Raw genomic sequence first — 17,548 nt, forward strand, 5'->3', positions numbered from 1 at the left:
GATGGCGCCATCGAGATCGACAACTCGGCGGCAGAACGCGCTTTGCGCGGCGTCGCGATCGGCCGCCGCAACTATCTGTTTGCCGGTGCCGACAGCGGCGGCGAACGCGCTGCCGCCATCTACTCCTTGATCGGTACGGCCAAGCTCAATGGTGTCGATCCTGGGGCTTGGTTGCGTCATGTGCTGACCCATATCGCCGACCATCCGGTCAACCGCGTTGACGATTTCCTACCCTGGAACTGCGCCGCGCAGATCGCTCCTGCCTGAAAAACACGCCGCTTCCCAGCGGTGTGATGCCATCATCGGGCAAGTCAACACCCGGTTCAAGACGTCGCTGGCACGACGCTTACATCCAATACGATGTACACGTCACCACCATCGAGGATTCATCAATTCAAAAAGCCGCCAAGGGTTGGCGTACCGTCACACAAGAAGAAGGCGATCTATTTATTGTTGAAGTTGACCCTGGAGTACCCAGCAGCCAGTTCGAATTACCTTTTTCCCAAGTAGATTTCTTCGCTGACGAACAACAAAAAAGAATTTCACAACGAGACCCAAGCATGAAGCTCTAGTTGAATTAGATATTCATGTCAAACTTAGTATGGAGCCGAATCGAAGTCAGACCGTACTATGCATTTGTAAGATGCACACTCCATACGCTGCTGCATTACATTCCTGAGAGCCCGACCAATATGGTCCAACATGCACAACGGGACGAAGAAACCGCATACGACGAAAGCACTCAATGACCCTACGAAATATCGGCTTCGACAGCATCGACAAATTCAGCTTGCAGCGACTAATTGACGACGGAACAGCGGAGTCTAGAAATATCGAATACAAAGCCACGACCTACGGCGGAAACGACGATGCACGTGCCGAATTTTTAGCCGACGTGTCGTCATTGGCAAATACTGTTGGAGGTGACCTTATACTAGGCATATCTGCATCTGACGGCACCCCTACTGCATTTTCTCCGCTAAAGATCGCGGCGGAGCAAGAGTGTCTGCGACTACAAAACATGGCGTTATCCGGACTAGAACCGAGAATCCCGAACCTTCAGATTAAGTCAGTGCCACTTTCGCCGGACGATTTCGCAATCGTAATTCGGATTCCTCGAAGTTATAATCCACCTCACCGCGTGGTCTTCAAGGGGAAAAACCGTTTTTGGGCACGATCATCGGCAGGCAAATATGAGCCCGATGTGGAAGAACTTAGGGCACTCTTCGTGCTGGCACCACAACTCGCCGACAAAATGCGAGAATTTCGCGAAAGCCGGATAGCTAAGATCGCGGCCGGTGAGGCTCCGGTAACGTTGACTGGCAAGTGTTGCCTGGCTCTACATGTAATTCCGCTTTCTGCCTTCGACATCGGATCAGGAACTGCGCTATCCATTTCCGACATCCATCAGAATTATAATTACTTCCCACCGATGTTCGGATCCACGAACAATTGGCGAGTCAATTTCGACGGCTTACTTACACTATCAAGTCCAGACCTCAGTGCAACGCAACAGCGGGCTTATGTACAAGTATTTCGCTCAGGAATAATTGAATCCGTAGCGGTAGTCGGTCAGATCAATCAGGGAGACAGCACCAAGTCAATAATTGAAGCGTTATCTGTCGAGATGGGAATTATTGCCTCGTCCCGCAAATATGCAGAATCGCTTGCCGCAAGTGGGCTGGCGACGCCATTTGTACTAGTGGTGAGGCTCTTAGGGACAAAAGGCCACCAATTGGTATATACGCGATACGGATTCCCGAAAACGGCAGTACCGAACTTGGATCGAGACCAACTTCATTTTTCCGAAGTGATTCTCGATACCATACCAGCTAACGATCTGACTTTTGCGCCAATGGTACGAAGCGTCCTCGACCAACTAGCAAACGCAGCTGGTTTTGCACAAACTGCGTCTTTCAACTCCGAAGGAGTATATGTGGTCGATAAATAAATCGAAAGTGGCCAGATGATTTGTACCTGACACACTCTACTAGGCGTCCGCAAAGCATCCTCCGCAGCCCGTCGAACCACATCGACATACGGAATCCCCCCACAAAAAAGTATCTTAAAAATGGGGGAATTACCGGCAGCCTGGCGCGGTGCATCCAAACTGCAACCAACGATTAGATATCTGACACACAGCTCTTTCCTCCATTACGTCGGCCAGTCGAAGGCGCTCACTGAGAGTTTGGTCCTTTCTGTGCCATGGCGACTAGACGCTATAGTTATAATACTGATTTGTCTCGTAGTCATATAGCGAAATGGAGCCTCCACTAACACTTCCTGCAAAAAACTTTTGAGAGTCGTAGTCGTATCCTTCAAATGTTTTTTCTTTGAGTTTCAACTGCACGAATTTGGAGTTGTGATAGTCATAGAAATCAAGAGACCCATTTCCACCACCAGAGAAATGGCTTGACGTTGAATAGTCGTACCCCGTAACGGCACCGACCGCTATGCTGGCAGAAATGTTCTTAAAACCCGACATGGAGTAATCGTAAACGGCTGTCACATCTTTCCGTAGTGCCGCAGCGCCAACAACAGCTGCAACCCGTACGCGTGTTGTGTTCTTCATTTTGCGCCTCCCTTCAGCATTGCCGACTAGACATATCCAATAGTTTCTTAGTCTTTTCTCTGCCCACCAACAAATACGCCGGCAAGTACGCCAAGTGCACCGGATCCTATGGCAACAATACCTTCTGGCGGGCTAATCTTGAAGAAGGCGAGAACGCTTAAGCTAATCAATGATAAAACCAATACTCCACCTAGCATATAAACTACATGCCGATAGAAAACGGGGTCACTATGATACGCAGGACGCCTTTCATCTAGGTTAGAAATCACCTCGTCAGGCGTAAGCTTTACAACTTCTTTTGCGAACCGAGGTTGATCATTTCCCGATGGCATTGGCCGCCCCTCCATGAATATTTCTTAGTCAGATCGGATGTTATCCAAAATTGGCATGCTGAGCTCTCGATAAGACTCTGATTTTTCATCGAGGGCGGCAATAATGCGACCGGTTTTCTTCTGTTTAATTGCCCATTCCAACAAGCTCAACGCATTATTAAACAATTCTTTGCGTGTCTTAATTCCGCCTTCACTCATAATCCGATCAAGATCTGCGATTTTTGTGTCAGGCAAGTCGAACTGAATGCGAGTTAACGTTTCTTCTGACATGATATTCACCTTTCTAGATTTCCGTATTCTCGGGTTCTTTTAAATCCCCTTTTCATCCCAGAAATATTAAACAATTGATTCAATCTCATTCGAATTCCCAAAACGGCTAATTGGAATTTAGCCCAAACTAACGTGCGGCAACAAAATTCTCCAAAAATGCATCGAAGTTAGTCATCGCAGAATTCGCGGTATCAGTATCGACATCCCCTCTCAGAGGTGCCGGGATTTCCGTAACGTCAGGTTCAGGAATCCATTCTTTAGGCTGAAGCTGTTCTGGAGGTTCTTTGGAAATGTTTAGTGACTTTACATTCAACGTTGTAATCATTGCTACAACTCCTTCTTAAAGGCAGTGTATTGCTCAGTGTAAATGGACACATGATGATTCTCCCGTTCTAAGTAAGTAAATAACTCCAAAAAACTTCATGATGTCAACGACATCAACTCCAGTATAGCGGGAAAAATATTATTTGCAGTAAAAAAAGAGTTAAAAACTAGATTTATTTAATCATAATAGACTCATTTTACACTCATTTTTTATCGAAACAGTATGACAAGTACAACAACCTAGAAGAAAATTCCATTTAAGCAATAATTTAGATAGGTCGCGTTACGTCTGCGCAAAGGCATCTTGTGCTGCTCGACGCACAGCATCCACGCACAACACGCCGGGGGCATAGTCCACCGACCCAATGTAATGTGCGCTCTCAAGGAAGGCCATGCAGACGGTATCCCACAGATCAGGAGATGGAATCCCCTCTTCCTTCATTTTGTCCTTCGGCTCGATGTGATATCTGGCCTTCTCATCGAAAAAATAAGGAATCTTGGACGCCTGGTCGAGTAGGTCCTGGACGTGCTGATTGGAGAAAGTGATACGGGCGTCCTTCACGGCCTCGGCGGCCAGGACGGAGCACTGCGCTCGGAGGTTGAAGAAGCGATCCTTATTCTTCTTTTTGAAGCATGGGTTGCCCCAATTGATCTTGACCACGTTGGGACAACCGAGGTTTTCTAGCATCTTGGCGAACTGGATACCTTGGCCGCCGACGTCGACCAAGATGGTGCAGTTAGACAGGCGCTGCGTATAGTGGAACACCTCGCCGGCGATGTGCTGCCAGTCCAGGGCGTTCGAGAAAATAGGTACGTCCATGATGTCCACGCGGCGCGGGTCGGCATCAATGCGGTCGCCGTTGCCGATCACTCGCGCGTAAGTACCGACGGTCTTGTCGCGAAACACGCCTGCAGCCACGTCAATGATGAACAGGTTGCCATAGGGTTCGCCGGTGCTGATTGTGCGTTCGGCGCCAACCAGCTTCTCTACCTGGCTGCGGCCCAGCAGGAAACGTTCAGACTGCTCGGGGAACAAGCCCAACACGCGGATCTGGTACTCAACCGAATCCCGGCCGCCGCTCTCTTTTTCCCGTTCCTTGAGCCATTTGGTGGTCGCAAAGGGCGAACGCTCCGAGTTGAAGCGCAGCGAATGCCAGGAACCACCATTACGCGCCGACAGCTTGTGATGCGAGGCGTGGTGCCGGCCACTGCTGCGAACGCCCTGAGAGGCGATCAGCGTCCGGTTACAAGGCTGCGTCTGCGTACCATCGATCACGTCGAAATGGTCGTCGCTCACGCCGGCGGCCTCATCGACAATGATCAGCTGCGCCCAGCGGTGCTTACCTGCGATGCCGACAGATTGCCCTTTGGCGAGCGCAACGCGGCCAACGAACCATTGCTCCTCGAAGCCAGTCACATACACGCGGGTCTTGGTGATGACGAAGTAGTCGCATAACCAGGAGTGCGGGCCGTTCGCCATTGCAATCTTCGAGTCCTGCATTTCCTTCCACACGCCGTCCGCGACCTGCTGCAAGTTCGGCGCACCAATGTAGGTATTCGAGCCGATCTCAAGCTTGCCGTCGTAGACCGCATAGGGATAGCACAGGAGATGCCAGAGCGCGATACGCCCGAACGAATTGGTCTTGCCGGTAGAGGTGCCAGAAACCACACTGACCTTGGCATCCATGGGTTCCATTGCCTGATACAGGTCAATCTGGTCCGCGCTGGGTGAAACGCCGCACACCTCGACAGCGAAGCGTAGCGGGTCAAACTGATATCGTTCTACGAATTCCGGGTAACGCGGATCATCTAGCAGGCGTTTCTTAGCCATTCGCGGCCGTTCCGCGCTCTTCATCCACCTGGCGCTGGCGTTCCTGGGCACGCAGCATAGCGCCAGCAAAACGTTCTTCCAGCGCTTCCCTGGTGTAGCTCTTCTCCACAGCGTCGGCCAGCTTGTCTTTATATAGACCAAAGTGGCGAGCCAGCTTATCCAGGGCATCGGTCTGGTTGTGCATCTGGATCTCCAGGCCGTCCTTGGTTTGCTTCACGCCGGCGTACAGCGGCAGGCTCTCACGGCCAAGCTTGCGGGTATCAGTGAAAAATGGGCGCCCGACGCCCTCGCCCCAGCATTCCGGGCACTCTGGGTGCGGATCACGATTGCCGACGAAACCCAGGCCGCCCTTATCGTCCCACTCCAGTTCAGGCAGCTCATCCAGCACACGCTTTGCGTTGGTATCGAAGAGCGCCTGCTTAGCATCCTCCATCTCAGCCGGCGTGAACTGATAACGGTGCCCCTCTCCCCAGCAGTACCGGCAATTGACCCGGCGATACTGCGTCAAGCAGTTCGGGTTGGCCTGCGAGATCTCCACCCACCGGGATATCACCATGTCGCCGTCAAAAATGCCCTGCTCGATGCGATCGTTCATTACAGCATCGACAGCTTGCTTAACACTAACATTTGCTAATAGACGGGCCGACTGCTCATTGGCAGTTTTTGCACTGTAGCCGGCGCGAGTGGCCGCCTGCGTACCGTTCATGTCCTTGGTGTACTCGACAACGAACAGCCTTGTTCTGGGAGGCAGATCAAAGCCGTTGATGATCTCCTGCGCACGGCGAAGGCGCACTTGCGCGGCACTGTCATCAACTGACACTTCGGGCGCCGTATCTTTCGTCGGAACCTTTACCGCCTTCTTAGTCGCCTTGCGTGCCGGAGGTCCGGACTTAGCTACCTTAGTCATTCACACTTCCTACGCCTGCACGATCGACCCAGCCAACTTGGCGAGCCCTTCTGGCAATATGCACACGTGCTTCACATCAAACAAATCGTTGAGTCACCATTAGAATGCATAAAGACTCGCTCCTCTTTGCAGGTTTTCCTTTTCCTGATCTAGCATCAAATTTGTAGTCAGAGATTGCGAGCTCAAATCCTGCAGCCAGCACCAATATCTAAAAGGCCCACCGCTCGGTGGGCCTTCTCTTTTATTGATCAGCATTGGCGTTTTTTCAGTGCAAGTTCTAAAGCGTATACGCACCCAATGACAGCTTCCAACCAGGAATATGCCTTGATGCGATTCGTCCTCTGAAAAGGGTGCACAATAACCCTATCGCTCGATCCATTCGTATGTAATGGGCCGGTCGAAGTGGGAGGATGTCATGTACAAGAAAATTTTGGTTGCCTATAACGGCTCACCAGAAAGTCTATCCGCGCTGCATGAATGTATGCGTATCAACCCGCCACCTTCGACAGAAATCCATTTGCTGGCGGTAGTTCAGCTTTCGCCGTATGGCATGGCGGGCGGCTACGCGCCTGAGATTGCATTCACTACTAAGCTGCAGATGATGGAGCAGGAGTTGGAGCGAGGGCGGGCTCTGATGGTGTCTGCCGGACTCGATGTGACGCCTCATCTGCAGATGGGTGAGCCAGTCGAGGTCATCGGTGCGCTGGCTGATGCACTGGACATCGGTCTCATTATTGTCGGCCATCCACGCCGCAAGGCGCTAGCGACGCGCTGGTGGCGCGGGTCTATGGATGCATTGCTGATCGAGAGGGTTAAATCCAGCATCCTGGTTGCCGTTCCTCCGTGACCGTAGAGCCAAGCACCGGAGTGGGCATTCAAGGCAGTGTCAAATCGAATGACTGAAGAAGTTCTTTCAAATGGCGATACTCAGGGTCTCTGAGCTCCTTTTTTGATGCCTCTAATACAGTAAGCAACGGACCTATGACTTCAGTCCCGAATATTTTTTCATTTTCAATCCGACGCAAAATACTGACAAAATCCTGATGAGAGATATTTGCTCGTCGAAAGCAATTTATCGTATATCTAACAAAGCCAGGTGCGTCAACAAATGCCCCCCTCTTTTGACCGACAACTTGCATATCGTAATTACAGGGTTGCTTTGAATTATTTACAAATGCAAAATCAACATCCGAGCCATATTCCGACGTAAACGTTACATACCAACATTTACGAAATATTTGATATGGGAACCAAATCATCGTCATATTCCAGTCGGATCCACCGAAACCAAATTTTGGGAATGCTTCTGCAAGCATAGATAGTTGGCTCCCCAAATTTTTTGTTACTGTCGCGGCCATGCTGTAAGAGTCGCTGTCAGGCGCGACTGATTTCCCCGCGATGAAAATTTTTAATTCATCATCCCAAGGGCAGAACGGACTAAGGCTCTGGTCTATTTCGGTAATCCTTTCCACGCTAGCCCCCCAGCATTGGTCCAGTATAGCGGGAGCCATGACGTCTTCAGTGATCGATATGGCTTCCCTCTGAAGTATGGAATTTAGAATCGTGGATCGCAGTGTATTCAACTTGGGAATTCGGTCAGAGGTATTTGATTGAAGTTTCGATGGAAATTAATCATCTCAACGTCACCGCGAAAATTATTAATATACCATCGGATTGTCTACGGCTATGAACGTCGCATATTGGCCGTTTTGAGCCGGTCGCCACAGACACATTTCGCCACTTAACAGATGATCGATTCCCTTGACGGCAGACCTTCAACGGCTAATTTAAATAAATCTGCGAAGTAATTTTTGCTCAAAATGAATTGTTAAACATTACTGTCGAGACTGTTTGAACAACCAATCTCGCCACCAATATCCTGGGTAGATTTCCGCGGGTAATTGATGATCTATACCGTCGTATTCTCTGAATTGGATATTCTTTCCGCCAATGCGTACCAATTCATTGAAAAATCTGCGATCGGCAGTTATAGGGTTTTCAGTGTCCGAGTTTCCATGAATGATCAATATAGATAGATTTTTGAAGGTTGGAGCGGACGAATCTGCCGGTGCGATTCCTGAAACTGGTACTACTGCAGCAAATAGATTCGGTCTGAGAGTCGGTGAAAGCCATGCTGCCGACCCACCCATTGAAAATCCTACGGCATAGATCTTAGATTTGTCGACGGCATGATGTGCAGTGAAGTCTTCTACCAGCTCAAGTGCAGCATTCAAAGCCGCAGTGGGTTCCGCGTGTTGGTCTGACGATGGCGGCCCATAATTGGCACTTCTGATAGGGAACTGAGGGATCAGAACGTAAGCCTGATAACGCTCACGTACATCTGACACTGCCCATGTTTTGGCGAGCCGATCAAGCTGCGTCAAATTGTCTGTACCAACACCGCCGGAGCCGTGTAGTTGCAGCACAAGGGGATAGGATTTCCCCTGGATACTATGTGACGGAGTCAAAAATCTGTATCGCAGCTTTGTTCCATCAGAAGCTTGAAAATCGGCAGTATCAAACTTTGTCGGTTCGATGGAGCCAAAAGCATCTTTGGCAAAAGATGTGGAGTTCTTGATGATGTTGTATTTGGGAGTTATAGATTCGCAGCCACTTGTGGCAATGCAGGACGCAAGGATGAGGATAGACAACCAGATATTTTGCATGAGTAGCAGAGCTATGTTTTTATTTATCTGTTCCATGATTCACACTATCCAATGAAAACTGTATTGTAGTTGGATCCAACGACAGCTCTTGGCCGAGGCTGTGTAAAAACGCAGAAAAATTTTGTTGAAAGGAAAATCGACCTTTCAAAACGGCCGCTATGCCATTTTTTCGGCATCGGCAATGGTGTCCCTACCCACGAATTTTTGTCAGATTTACGTTTTTACACAGCCTCGGCCAGAACCAGACATTCATCATTGCTGAGGAATAACGCTTTGAATCAATGCACCTACCGCCAACTACATGACGCGCTGCTGGACTACCAGGGGGACCGTGCATATGCTGAGGTGCTGTTACCTTGGCTGCAGGCGAATACAGATCAGCATCTGTGGTTGCGTTCTATTAATCAACGCGAGGGCAAGCCGATTCCCTCAGTTAAAGAGGACGAATTATGGGACCTCTATGCATTGAGTCGAGTCTTTGATCTCTTGCTTTTGCGATTTCAAGACGGAGGAGCAGAGGCGGACTGGGATGGTCCACATATTTCTACGGATGAATTCTTGGAGTTCACAAAGGCCTTTGGTCTAACTGTGGTGACGCCTACTTCCTATTCAGCTTTCTATCACGAGGTTGTGAAAGTTGAGTTGTCCGACAAGCTATCTCGCGCTCCAGCGATCAAGGCGTACCGATGGCCATGCGTGATGCTTGGAAACCTGCTGATCTTGCGGGGCGGGGTGGAATTGACCTCAGGAGCTAACATTCTCAGTCCGGACGTAGCTGAGAACTCGACCCTTTACTGGACGTATCGCCGAAAGGGACGTCCACATCAAGACCTGTCGCACGGATGGGGGAGTAACTCGCAGTGGCGAACGGCTTTTCGCCGAGACTATGTAATTGGGAACGTCCAATATTTCAACGTCGACGGCAAACAGGACCTGCAAGCGAAGGGTGAAAAGTTGACGCGGATACTAGAATCAGACCCTGAGCTGACATTGGAAGAACGCGTCGAGTTGCTAACGAATCGTTGCTTTGTAAAATGCGCAAAACCGCATGATGAATTATGGCCTTACGATGATCGCTTTCAAATAGCGCTCAGCTAAAGTCCGCCACCGCCAACTCCTGAGATAGCCCCATATGTTGCATACACGCGCCCACTCGCTGCCGGATGGAGTGTCAGTAGCCAGACAAAGATTGCCAAGCTGACGCCCGCAGGCAGCAGCAACCAAATCCCACCTTTGCCACTTAACCAAAGCAAGGGCATCAGCGAGGCATCAGATGCCCACGGGCCGTAACCGTCCAACAGCTCCTCCAAAAATTGTTCCAAAGCATCCAAATCAACATGCCGCGGGTGTATTATTTGGCAAGTTAGGAGCAAGGTTGCTCCTGACAGGGAAAATAGGAGATTAAGTTGCTTCAACAATTTTCAAAGTCATTCTTGATAGCGTGCGCATTGTACGGTGTTGCCACATCCGCGTCTTTCGCCGGTGACGATAAGCAATTGACAATTACACCTAAGCCTGGCAAAACCGTTTGTCAGTCAACATCCACCATCATCGGCGAGACTTCAGTTAAAGCAGAGCTATGCGTCAGCCAAGGAAATTTTTCGCATGATAACTATTTTTTGAAAATTGATGGAAAAACGCTGATCAAAGGAATTGACGATGAAACTACGAATGGCATTTCATCGGCATATAACAATCAGCAAATCAATCTGAAATGCGTACCTCAAGAGGTAAAGCCAAATGCTACGCCAGAAGAGATTCAAAAGATCATGCCAAACACACCCGTGGAAAAAACACGGTCCTATGCTGAACTAATGAAAAATTCGAGTCTTTCAATGGAAGTCGGAAGACTATGCACGGCAGTTGCTGACAACAAGCAATTCATTGAGGTTCAGGTAATTTTTGAATAGATGGGCGTGGTTCCAACGAAGTTGGACAGGGCATGTCCGATCGAGTCGGAACTATTACAACTTAGCATGCTGGTATCGGCCAATATCCCTACCTTAGGAACCTGAATGTCTTTTTTGATCAGCCTGATTCCGCTCTTAATGATTGGATTTCTTTACGTTTGGTATCTCCGCTTGGCGGCACGCTGGACACTCAAGATTTCGTTAAGTCGAAAACTCGCCTGGATATTTGTTGCGATTGTTTTCATCGTGTCTATGTTAGTTCGTAGATTTCTATCTCTGGAAGGCATTCCAGTTGCAACAATTGCGGGTATGGCTCTTCACCTTGCATTTGGCTCACTTTTTTTTGGGAATTTTGCGATTGATCAAGATCGAAAACGACCGAAAATCATCGGCGGATTGAAAATGACTTCTGTTGCTATGGCCTTGTTACTCGCAACTGTCGGGGCGCTATTTTTTGCTGTGAATATTCTTCAGAAAAATGTACCGGCCTCCTAGCATGGCGGTCGATCTGAGTGATAGTTGCGCGCTGCAAATCCTAATGTTATTTCGAACGACCAATCGCCAATCTCTACGTTAACGGCGTATGGCTAACCGAGGCGGTTCCCTTTCATTACATTGATTTTCAAGACTAATTCATAGGTGCGCGATGGAATGGTTGGAACCATGGTGGTCAACGGAGAAATTACCCCAGGAATTTCATGATTCTCTCCAAAGACAGTTGGAAATCGAGGTGGGACCAGGGCATGCGATGTACGGATTGCCTGTTCATCTCATTGCAAGAGGCAATGGCGACGACGCTCTGTTTGAGATTTTAGACGGAACCGGTCGAGTAGCCGACGTCCACTTAACATGGAGTAAAGGGCAGGAACAACCTCCCTGGCCAGGAACAACTATTTATGAAAATTTAGCGGTATGGGCAGCATCAGTCATGATTCCGAATCACCAAGATTGGACCGACTGAAACACACCAGATGTCGCTAGTTGTCTACTTGCATGAATGTCTGCTATTGATAGGCGCGACAGCTCGCTTTGGGTCGAGATCGACCTGTTGCGGTCGGCTCAAAACGGCCATGAGCGGACGACTGCCAATGAAAGCGCAGCCGACTTTAGACATGAAAGGACATAATGACAAACTGGAACATAATAAAAGTCGTTCTGACGAGTCTCTCGATAGTTTTGCTATCTAGTTGTGGTCATTATCAGCAAATGACTCTTTATCAACCGAGCATGCCTGAGGCGGCACGTAAAGATTTCAAGAGTTATAGCGAATATAACGGCTATATGAGCATGCAGCCAGCGCACGGTGTGTTCGTACAGTTGGCGGCAGAGGGTGGCATTACTCAGTCGCCGAGACTGGTAATGACGATTTTTTTGGACAAAGAAGCGTCAATGCGCTGGATCTCCGCCATCGCACTCGTATCAGATCTTCAAGGCAAGAATCAACATAGTGTGCGCATTGGCCAATTGGGTTTTCGAAATTATTGCGGACCTCCGCCAAAACGGATTTGTTCGATCTCCGATATCAATCTGGTGGACGGCCCAGTCGAAATAAAAAAATACCAGCGAGGAACTGGAGAGTGGGATAGAACCGAGACAATACACGTGGCGACAGGCCCAACAAACCGCATCCGAGGTACGCGATTGATCACTGAGCAGGTAATGCTTTCCGGAAAAGAGCGTTGGCTGAAAGTCGATGTACCACTTGCCATCGATGAAGGCTATCCCGACCTCAGAGAATTAATCTTGGCACTGCCGCCACTTGAGATCAATGGACAAAAAACTGACTTTCCACCAATTAAGATACTTCAGCAGAAACAAACAATTTATAGTCCTTTAAAGTTCTTCTAAGCAGGGGTCGCTTTAACGATTTTCTCGCGGGCTTCATCGCATGTCCGTAATCGAATTTGGCCTGTCGCGACCGTCTCAAAACGGCCAAAAGCAGCCGCTTCTTCTTGTGACTCCAGACGGGACACTAATGCGGCTAACATCAGGAGTGTTATGAAGATAAATGTTATTCGCCAGGCGTGCTGTGCAGCCGATGACCAAATCAACAGACTTGATGCGGTTTACGAAGTAGATGGGAACACTACTATCGAGGTTTTAATGCGGAAAATTTGCTCGTTAAATTTTTTACAATACTCGTCCACCCACAATCGACTAAGTGCCGAGGTCGACGGTCGGCAAGTCGCGGAAATATACCCCTCAGGCGACCCGACTTGGACTTTGGGTATCTTGCCTACTGAACCAGTCACGTCGGCAATAGGCGACAACACCTTGCATTTTGTCTTCCGTCTAAACTCTACTCGTGCTGAAAGCTAACGTCGGCCAATCGCGGTCGATCGATAGTGTCTGCCAAACTGATGGAGAGTCATGGCGGAGCCCTATAGAACTGTTTGGTCACCATAGTCAAAACAAATTTAAAAAAGGAAGAACATGTTGTTGGTTCCGGAGCCGTCTCGTTACTATTGTGAACCTGATGAGGATTATTTCTTCGCCTGGTTGAAAGCTATTCCAGCGGTTAAGGCTGTCACTGGTACTCCCTCTGGCTTGGAGTTAATCATGGAAGAACCAATAGATAAATTAAGTTTTTACGAACTCGTCGGTTTAATGACCAGATATGGTTTGGACAGAAGGTGTCTCCGGCCGTTATGTGATTCGCAATCTGATCCTTGGTTCAAGGATCCAAAAAACTATTGGTATGAGGCTGTCTTTGGTACTTAGCGACAGGTAGGCGCATTTGACCAATTGCCTGCAATCGGCCAGAAGCAGCCATTTAAGAGATTTTCCTGAAAGCGGCCATTCAGTATGCCAAAATCCTTCCCCTAACTATGCAATTACTTTCTTCGTCGTCGACATATTTCTATAAATTCATACTGCCAGTATTGTTGGCGGTGGTAGCTTGCGTTATATATTTTCGGATGCTAATTGAGGATAGATATAACGCACCGCTGGTTCTATTTGCCTCTGGTGTCATTTTATTTTTTGAGTACTGGTTCTTCGGTCGAGCAAAGAAAATCTCACTCGACGGCACGAATTTGGTGATATCAAATTTTCGGCAGGAAGTTCGGGTCCCGCTATCAAATCTCGAAAAAGCATCTGGTAGTCTCGGAATGAGGCCCGATGTGGTTTGGTTATATTTTCGACAGGCCACACCCTTCGGAAAAAAAATACTTTTTGTGCCAACTGAAAGGGCATTTCCGGGTTTTAACCAGCATCCTATCGTTGCCATGCTTAACGCAAAGGCTAGAACTCACCAATAACCAATCAACCGGCTGTAGCCGGCCAAAAGGAGACGATCGGGTATTTTGTCTATATTTCTAAGAAGCTGACTCAACCATAAAAAAGAAAATCTTCATGCACTCTGAAATACATATAGAAAATATTTTCACTGAGAATACTGAGGCGGGCCTATTTCTTATAATGCAGTGTCAAGTAATCAATGGCGCGGTGCAGATCGGTGCGAACGTGAGCTTGCCGTTTAGTGCTGGAATCGATATGACGATACCAGTCGATGGTATTGAAGTTATTGGAAATCGACACATTAAAATTAAAGTTCTATGTGAAGATTCTGCGGAAATTGATTTTCTTCTCGGGTTGAATCTCACCGGAGAGAACTTACTGGTTGAATAAACCAGTTGGAAAGTATAAGTGCATTACAAATTCGACTCTACGTACTAATATCCACCCTCGTTTTCCGTGCAACGGATGTCTGCTTTGGAGAAATTCGACCGGCGGCTTGGGGTCGGGTGCTGCCGGTCAAGCGGCACATTCCAGTCAGATCAAATCACGATTCATACAAATAATGGATAGCTGCCATCGTCCGTCGCCGCCTTCGCGCGGAAATCGGCAATCATCGACCGGCGCTCTACAAACTGCTTTGCCTTACACGCGGCGTCGCCGGCGGCGTCCACCGCACTCTCCAGGATCGAGCCGGCCAGAACATCGTTCTGAAATGCCTCGTTCTTGCGGCATACCTTGTCGTACGCCTCCTGCAGCTGGCCAATACGCTGGGTCAAGCTTTCGAGATGCGAACGCAATGGCGCCACCTCCCCGGCGTTCTTGAGCAAGACGGTGACCATCGCCGCGACGTTCTGCTCTACAGTCCCCTGCACCGACCGCAGCACCGCCACCTGCTCTGCTGTGCGCGGATCCCGCTCAGGTTCATTCGACAGCCCAAGGAGGTAATCAGCACTCACCCCATAGGCGATAGCAGCACGCACAATGAACTCTCTCGATACGTTCGCCTGGCCGGCTTCAATCTTGGAAAGCTGCGACGAATTGCTATAACCTAAAGTCTTCGCCGCTTCACGCTGATCGAGGTGGTTGAGCTTCCTGGCCAGAATGAGGCGACGGCAGATTTCTTCTCCTTTATCGCTGGCCTGGGCACCAGCGCCAGCACGTCTGTCCGCCGACGCCGAAAACGCCGCAATGTCATTAATGTATCCCATAGTGCTCTCCACCTTCATTTTGCAATTCGTTCATACGCCCAGCTCCTGGCACTGAATACTCACTACGGCAACGGCAGCGCTAAATACGTTGATCGGAATGTGACTGAGCATTTCATCCAACCCGCCGGCGGCACAGCGCAGGGATGTGGCCTCGGCTACAGACACGCCAACCTTGCCAACCCTATCGAAGCGGTCACAGATTGCCAGCATGGTGTTGTTGGCTCTTGCCAGCGACTCGCCGCGGGCGCCAGTATTTCCCATAGCCAGCAACATCTTGGATAGCTGGTTATAGGCGTCTGGGCTTGGTTCCGCAATCAACAGCTCAATCGCCAGCCTAAGTTCCAGCGCCAGGTCGTTGCGGGTGCATCGCATCATCGGAACGAATGCTCCTCTCGGCTTGTATGCTTTGCGGGGTCGTTTAGTACCAGCCATTACAGACTCCCTTCCACCGGCTTGACGTCAACCGCCGCAAACGGGCGTGCGGCATAATGCTTGCTGGCGACGATGCGCACTACCTGCGAGTCATCACCCCACACAATCTTGTTGCAAGCGTCTTTGATCCCCTTAACCACGTTGTCTAGGTCCGGCTTGCTCGTTGGTCGCAAATCACCCGAAATTGCCCGTGCGCGCTTCACCTTGGAATAGCTGGCGGGGATTTGCATGTACAGGAGGACGTGCAGTTCAACGGGTCCAGCCAGCGGACTGGCGCCACACATCGACGCCTTCGCCGCCCAGCTCACCTGTTGCTCGTAAGTCGCCGTCTTGGCCGGCGTGTATGCCTTGACGCCCTTCCCTACGCGAGCAAAGCGCGGGCGGCCTTTCGCTACTGGCTGACCGTCCACGACGAAATTGATTACAGCCGCCAGAGAGCTCGACGCCCCCAATTTCACTTCCGTACGCTCAAGGCAAGTCATCCAACATTCCTTTCGATTTAATCAACGCTTTCAAATTCAACCCCTCGGGCTTCTTGCCTCGCACCTCCTCGGCGCGGTCAGACCTGGTTATCCTGCTGCGCGGCGGAGGTGGCGCTTGCCCGCCGTTGTCGATGGCAGCCTGCACCCGCCCCTTGAATGCCGGCATTGACTCGCCAGCAATTGGCATAAGGCCGAGCTCCACCCCTTTGGCGACGGTGGAAGCGTCCGTTGCCCACCATGCGCCCTGCCCGCCGGCCTTGCTGGCGACAAGCGGCTTCTCGTTGCGGCACCAATTGCGCCAGGTCGCTTGCCAATCGGTTTTGCATCCGCGCTGCCCTGGCTGCGAGATCCAGTGATCTCGAAACTTGTCGGCCACCAAGCGGACATGCTCCGGCGTCCAGGTCGGATGCATCTCCAGCGCCCAGTCTCCCCACGACTTCGTAAGTGCCCAGTCTTCGAGCAAGCGGGAACCGCGTGCCCTCTGACGTTTACTTGATGGTTCAATTGATGGTTCCTTGATGGTTCTGGGTGCGAGATCTGCGGGGGTGGGGTGCGAAATCTGCAGGGGTACGGATGCAGATTCTGCGGGGGTGGGTGCAGATACTGCGGGGTGCCGAATCTGCGGGGGTGCGAATTCTGCGGGGGTGCTAAAACTGCGGGGGTCTATTTTGTACACGGTGCTGCGCCCGTTACGCAGGCCACGCCTCACTATGCCGGCCGCTTCCATATCCGTAATGTGCTGCTGTACCGTGCGCTCGCCCATGCTGCACTTCTGGGCAATGGCGCCAACAGATGGATAGCATTCCCCCTGGTCGTTCGCGTTGTCGCACAACGCAAGCAGCACCATTTTTCGACCAGACGGCAAATCAGTCTTCCAAGCAAGAGACATTAAATTAATACTCATTAGTCATCCATCAACAAACCAAGGCGCAGCAACTTCGCGCGCGTCGAGGCCACCGCTTCTTTAAATAGGGAAATCATTGAGTCATAGGAGAAGCCTTCCGGACGCCGTGCGCGACCATCAAGAACGTCGTGACAGCGGCAGCAGCCGTAGGCGCCCTTCTCATCTGCCGCCTTGATGCCGTAGCCCTTCCCGTCCTCCAGCAAATTGGAATGGCAAAGAACAGTCGTGTCGATGCGATAGTTGCAAACACCCGGAAATCGCAACGTGCATTCCTGATCGCGCGCGGAGGCGCGTATCTTGGTCAAAGGCTTATGGCGGGTCTTGATGCGCTTAGGCTGCTTCGATCGTTGAAAGGATGGGGAGGACAGAACACCAGTGAGGCCACGGGACATTGCCGTTCGGCGCATTGGCTTTGCCGAACGTTTCATGGGACTTCGCTTCATGCACGTAACCTGCACGTCCTGCACAGA

Annotated in this window: 21 protein-coding genes and 1 pseudogene; 9 read left to right on the forward strand and 13 right to left on the reverse strand. The window is 50.2% G+C overall.

What is annotated here, in order from left to right; translation table 11 throughout:
* The 3 genes from BM062_RS18480 to BM062_RS18485 form a co-directional block, all read left to right on the forward strand.
* The coding region (locus BM062_RS18480) for a transposase domain-containing protein (protein ID WP_139220110.1) at positions 1-267 on the forward strand (267 nt) is incomplete at its 5' end.
* Positions 268-293: 26 nt separating this feature from the next.
* Positions 294-572, forward strand: a complete 279-nt coding sequence (locus BM062_RS25235) for a hypothetical protein (protein WP_139220111.1) — start codon at positions 294-296, stop codon at positions 570-572.
* 173 nt (positions 573-745) lie between these two features.
* The gene (locus BM062_RS18485) at positions 746-1,951 is read left to right on the forward strand and encodes an AlbA family DNA-binding domain-containing protein (RefSeq protein WP_092399532.1); all 1,206 of its coding nucleotides are present in this window, start codon (positions 746-748) and stop codon (positions 1,949-1,951) included.
* 261 nt (positions 1,952-2,212) lie between these two features.
* Here BM062_RS18485 and BM062_RS18490 read toward each other — a convergent pair whose 3' ends face one another.
* From BM062_RS18490 to BM062_RS18505, 5 genes are all read right to left on the reverse strand, one after another.
* Positions 2,213-2,572, reverse strand: a complete 360-nt coding sequence (locus BM062_RS18490) for a hypothetical protein (protein WP_139220112.1) — start codon at positions 2,570-2,572, stop codon at positions 2,213-2,215.
* 356 nt (positions 2,573-2,928) lie between these two features.
* On the reverse strand, positions 2,929-3,174 hold the full coding sequence (locus BM062_RS18495; protein WP_092399536.1) for a hypothetical protein: 246 nt from the start codon (positions 3,172-3,174) through the stop codon (positions 2,929-2,931).
* A 127-nt stretch (positions 3,175-3,301) separates the two neighbouring features.
* Positions 3,302-3,499, reverse strand: coding sequence for a hypothetical protein (locus BM062_RS25240; protein ID WP_139220113.1), 198 nt, complete (start codon positions 3,497-3,499; stop codon positions 3,302-3,304).
* 282 nt (positions 3,500-3,781) lie between these two features.
* Positions 3,782-5,329, reverse strand: a complete 1,548-nt coding sequence (locus BM062_RS18500; RefSeq protein ID WP_092399538.1) for a hypothetical protein — start codon at positions 5,327-5,329, stop codon at positions 3,782-3,784.
* Positions 5,322-6,236, reverse strand: coding sequence for a terminase small subunit (locus tag BM062_RS18505; protein WP_092399540.1), 915 nt, complete (start codon positions 6,234-6,236; stop codon positions 5,322-5,324). The genes BM062_RS18500 and BM062_RS18505 overlap by 8 nt, the downstream gene beginning before the upstream one ends.
* A 415-nt stretch (positions 6,237-6,651) precedes the next feature.
* Between BM062_RS18505 and BM062_RS18510 the strand changes: the two genes are divergently transcribed.
* A complete protein-coding gene (locus tag BM062_RS18510; RefSeq protein ID WP_092399692.1) occupies positions 6,652-7,083 on the forward strand; it encodes a universal stress protein in 432 nt (143 codons plus the stop codon).
* Positions 7,084-7,111: 28 nt separating this feature from the next.
* Here BM062_RS18510 and BM062_RS18515 read toward each other — a convergent pair whose 3' ends face one another.
* Together BM062_RS18515 and BM062_RS18520 are read right to left on the reverse strand one after the other, a co-directional pair.
* On the reverse strand, positions 7,112-7,747 hold the full coding sequence (locus BM062_RS18515) for a hypothetical protein (RefSeq protein WP_139220114.1): 636 nt from the start codon (positions 7,745-7,747) through the stop codon (positions 7,112-7,114).
* Between the two features lie 324 nt (positions 7,748-8,071).
* Positions 8,072-8,938, reverse strand: coding sequence for a carboxylesterase family protein (locus tag BM062_RS18520; protein WP_092399544.1), 867 nt, complete (start codon positions 8,936-8,938; stop codon positions 8,072-8,074).
* Positions 8,939-8,971: 33 nt separating this feature from the next.
* Here BM062_RS18520 and BM062_RS18525 point away from each other — a divergent pair, with 33 nt between their 5' ends.
* Entirely contained in the window at positions 8,972-10,000 is a 1,029-nt protein-coding gene (locus tag BM062_RS18525) for a hypothetical protein (RefSeq protein WP_139220115.1), read from the forward strand.
* A gap of 23 nt (positions 10,001-10,023) precedes the next feature.
* Here BM062_RS18525 and BM062_RS18530 read toward each other — a convergent pair.
* Positions 10,024-10,212: pseudogene (locus tag BM062_RS18530) on the reverse strand (hypothetical protein); the annotation flags it as partial.
* 186 nt (positions 10,213-10,398) lie between these two features.
* Here BM062_RS18530 and BM062_RS18535 point away from each other — a divergent pair.
* The 4 genes from BM062_RS18535 to BM062_RS18550 all read left to right on the forward strand — a co-directional run bounded on the left by BM062_RS18535 (position 10,399) and on the right by BM062_RS18550 (position 14,442).
* A complete protein-coding gene (locus BM062_RS18535) occupies positions 10,399-10,812 on the forward strand; it encodes a hypothetical protein (protein WP_139220116.1) in 414 nt (137 codons plus the stop codon).
* Between the two features lie 105 nt (positions 10,813-10,917).
* On the forward strand, positions 10,918-11,307 hold the full coding sequence (locus tag BM062_RS18540; protein WP_092399550.1) for a hypothetical protein: 390 nt from the start codon (positions 10,918-10,920) through the stop codon (positions 11,305-11,307).
* 630 nt (positions 11,308-11,937) lie between these two features.
* Positions 11,938-12,660: a hypothetical protein gene (locus BM062_RS18545; protein ID WP_092399552.1), complete on the forward strand. Its 723-nt coding sequence runs from the start codon at positions 11,938-11,940 to the stop codon at positions 12,658-12,660.
* 1,506 nt (positions 12,661-14,166) lie between these two features.
* Positions 14,167-14,442, forward strand: coding sequence for a hypothetical protein (locus BM062_RS18550; RefSeq protein ID WP_092399554.1), 276 nt, complete (start codon positions 14,167-14,169; stop codon positions 14,440-14,442).
* A gap of 161 nt (positions 14,443-14,603) precedes the next feature.
* On the opposite strand, the gene BM062_RS18555 is transcribed toward BM062_RS18550, so the two are convergent.
* Genes BM062_RS18555 through BM062_RS18575 form a run of 5 tightly spaced genes read right to left on the reverse strand, consistent with a single transcriptional unit; the run spans position 14,604 to position 17,506 of the window.
* Positions 14,604-15,260 carry a helix-turn-helix domain-containing protein gene (locus BM062_RS18555; RefSeq protein WP_175501080.1) on the reverse strand — a complete coding sequence of 219 codons (657 nt, stop codon included), beginning with the start codon at positions 15,258-15,260 and terminating at the stop codon, positions 14,604-14,606.
* 30 nt (positions 15,261-15,290) lie between these two features.
* Positions 15,291-15,635, reverse strand: coding sequence for a hypothetical protein (locus BM062_RS18560; RefSeq protein WP_092399558.1), 345 nt, complete (start codon positions 15,633-15,635; stop codon positions 15,291-15,293).
* Positions 15,636-15,691: 56 nt separating this feature from the next.
* Positions 15,692-16,174 carry a RusA family crossover junction endodeoxyribonuclease gene (locus tag BM062_RS18565; RefSeq protein WP_092399560.1) on the reverse strand — a complete coding sequence of 161 codons (483 nt, stop codon included), beginning with the start codon at positions 16,172-16,174 and terminating at the stop codon, positions 15,692-15,694.
* Positions 16,161-17,078, reverse strand: a complete 918-nt coding sequence (locus BM062_RS18570) for a helix-turn-helix domain-containing protein (RefSeq protein ID WP_092399562.1) — start codon at positions 17,076-17,078, stop codon at positions 16,161-16,163. Before BM062_RS18570 ends, BM062_RS18565 begins: the two co-directional genes overlap by 14 nt.
* Positions 17,078-17,506, reverse strand: a complete 429-nt coding sequence (locus BM062_RS18575) for a nuclease domain-containing protein (RefSeq protein WP_175501081.1) — start codon at positions 17,504-17,506, stop codon at positions 17,078-17,080. The genes BM062_RS18570 and BM062_RS18575 overlap by 1 nt, the downstream gene beginning before the upstream one ends.
* Positions 17,507-17,548 lie beyond the last annotated feature (42 nt).

The sequence above is a fragment of the Collimonas sp. OK412 genome (genome assembly GCF_900112135.1).
GTDB classification, from domain to species: Bacteria; Pseudomonadota; Gammaproteobacteria; order Burkholderiales; family Burkholderiaceae_D; genus Collimonas; species Collimonas rhizosphaerae.

What these genes read in the sequence shown, in the direction of transcription:
- BM062_RS25235 (WP_139220111.1), top strand. Translation starts at nt 294, where the DNA reads ATGCCATCATCGGGCAAGTCAACACCCGGTTCAAGACGTCGCTGGCAC.
- BM062_RS18485 (WP_092399532.1), top strand. Translation starts at nt 746, where the DNA reads ATGACCCTACGAAATATCGGCTTCGACAGCATCGACAAATTCAGCTTG.
- BM062_RS18490 (WP_139220112.1), bottom strand. Translation starts at nt 2,572, where the DNA reads ATGAAGAACACAACACGCGTACGGGTTGCAGCTGTTGTTGGCGCTGCG.
- BM062_RS18495 (WP_092399536.1), bottom strand. Translation starts at nt 3,174, where the DNA reads ATGTCAGAAGAAACGTTAACTCGCATTCAGTTCGACTTGCCTGACACA.
- BM062_RS25240 (WP_139220113.1), bottom strand. Translation starts at nt 3,499, where the DNA reads ATGATTACAACGTTGAATGTAAAGTCACTAAACATTTCCAAAGAACCT.
- BM062_RS18500 (WP_092399538.1), bottom strand. Translation starts at nt 5,329, where the DNA reads ATGGCTAAGAAACGCCTGCTAGATGATCCGCGTTACCCGGAATTCGTA.
- BM062_RS18505 (WP_092399540.1), bottom strand. Translation starts at nt 6,236, where the DNA reads ATGACTAAGGTAGCTAAGTCCGGACCTCCGGCACGCAAGGCGACTAAG.
- BM062_RS18510 (WP_092399692.1), top strand. Translation starts at nt 6,652, where the DNA reads ATGTACAAGAAAATTTTGGTTGCCTATAACGGCTCACCAGAAAGTCTA.
- BM062_RS18515 (WP_139220114.1), bottom strand. Translation starts at nt 7,747, where the DNA reads ATGGCTCCCGCTATACTGGACCAATGCTGGGGGGCTAGCGTGGAAAGG.
- BM062_RS18520 (WP_092399544.1), bottom strand. Translation starts at nt 8,938, where the DNA reads ATGGAACAGATAAATAAAAACATAGCTCTGCTACTCATGCAAAATATC.
- BM062_RS18540 (WP_092399550.1), top strand. Translation starts at nt 10,918, where the DNA reads ATGTCTTTTTTGATCAGCCTGATTCCGCTCTTAATGATTGGATTTCTT.
- BM062_RS18545 (WP_092399552.1), top strand. Translation starts at nt 11,938, where the DNA reads ATGACAAACTGGAACATAATAAAAGTCGTTCTGACGAGTCTCTCGATA.
- BM062_RS18550 (WP_092399554.1), top strand. Translation starts at nt 14,167, where the DNA reads ATGCACTCTGAAATACATATAGAAAATATTTTCACTGAGAATACTGAG.
- BM062_RS18555 (WP_175501080.1), bottom strand. Translation starts at nt 15,260, where the DNA reads ATGGGATACATTAATGACATTGCGGCGTTTTCGGCGTCGGCGGACAGA.
- BM062_RS18560 (WP_092399558.1), bottom strand. Translation starts at nt 15,635, where the DNA reads ATGATGCGATGCACCCGCAACGACCTGGCGCTGGAACTTAGGCTGGCG.
- BM062_RS18565 (WP_092399560.1), bottom strand. Translation starts at nt 16,174, where the DNA reads ATGACTTGCCTTGAGCGTACGGAAGTGAAATTGGGGGCGTCGAGCTCT.
- BM062_RS18570 (WP_092399562.1), bottom strand. Translation starts at nt 17,078, where the DNA reads ATGAGTATTAATTTAATGTCTCTTGCTTGGAAGACTGATTTGCCGTCT.
- BM062_RS18575 (WP_175501081.1), bottom strand. Translation starts at nt 17,506, where the DNA reads ATGAAACGTTCGGCAAAGCCAATGCGCCGAACGGCAATGTCCCGTGGC.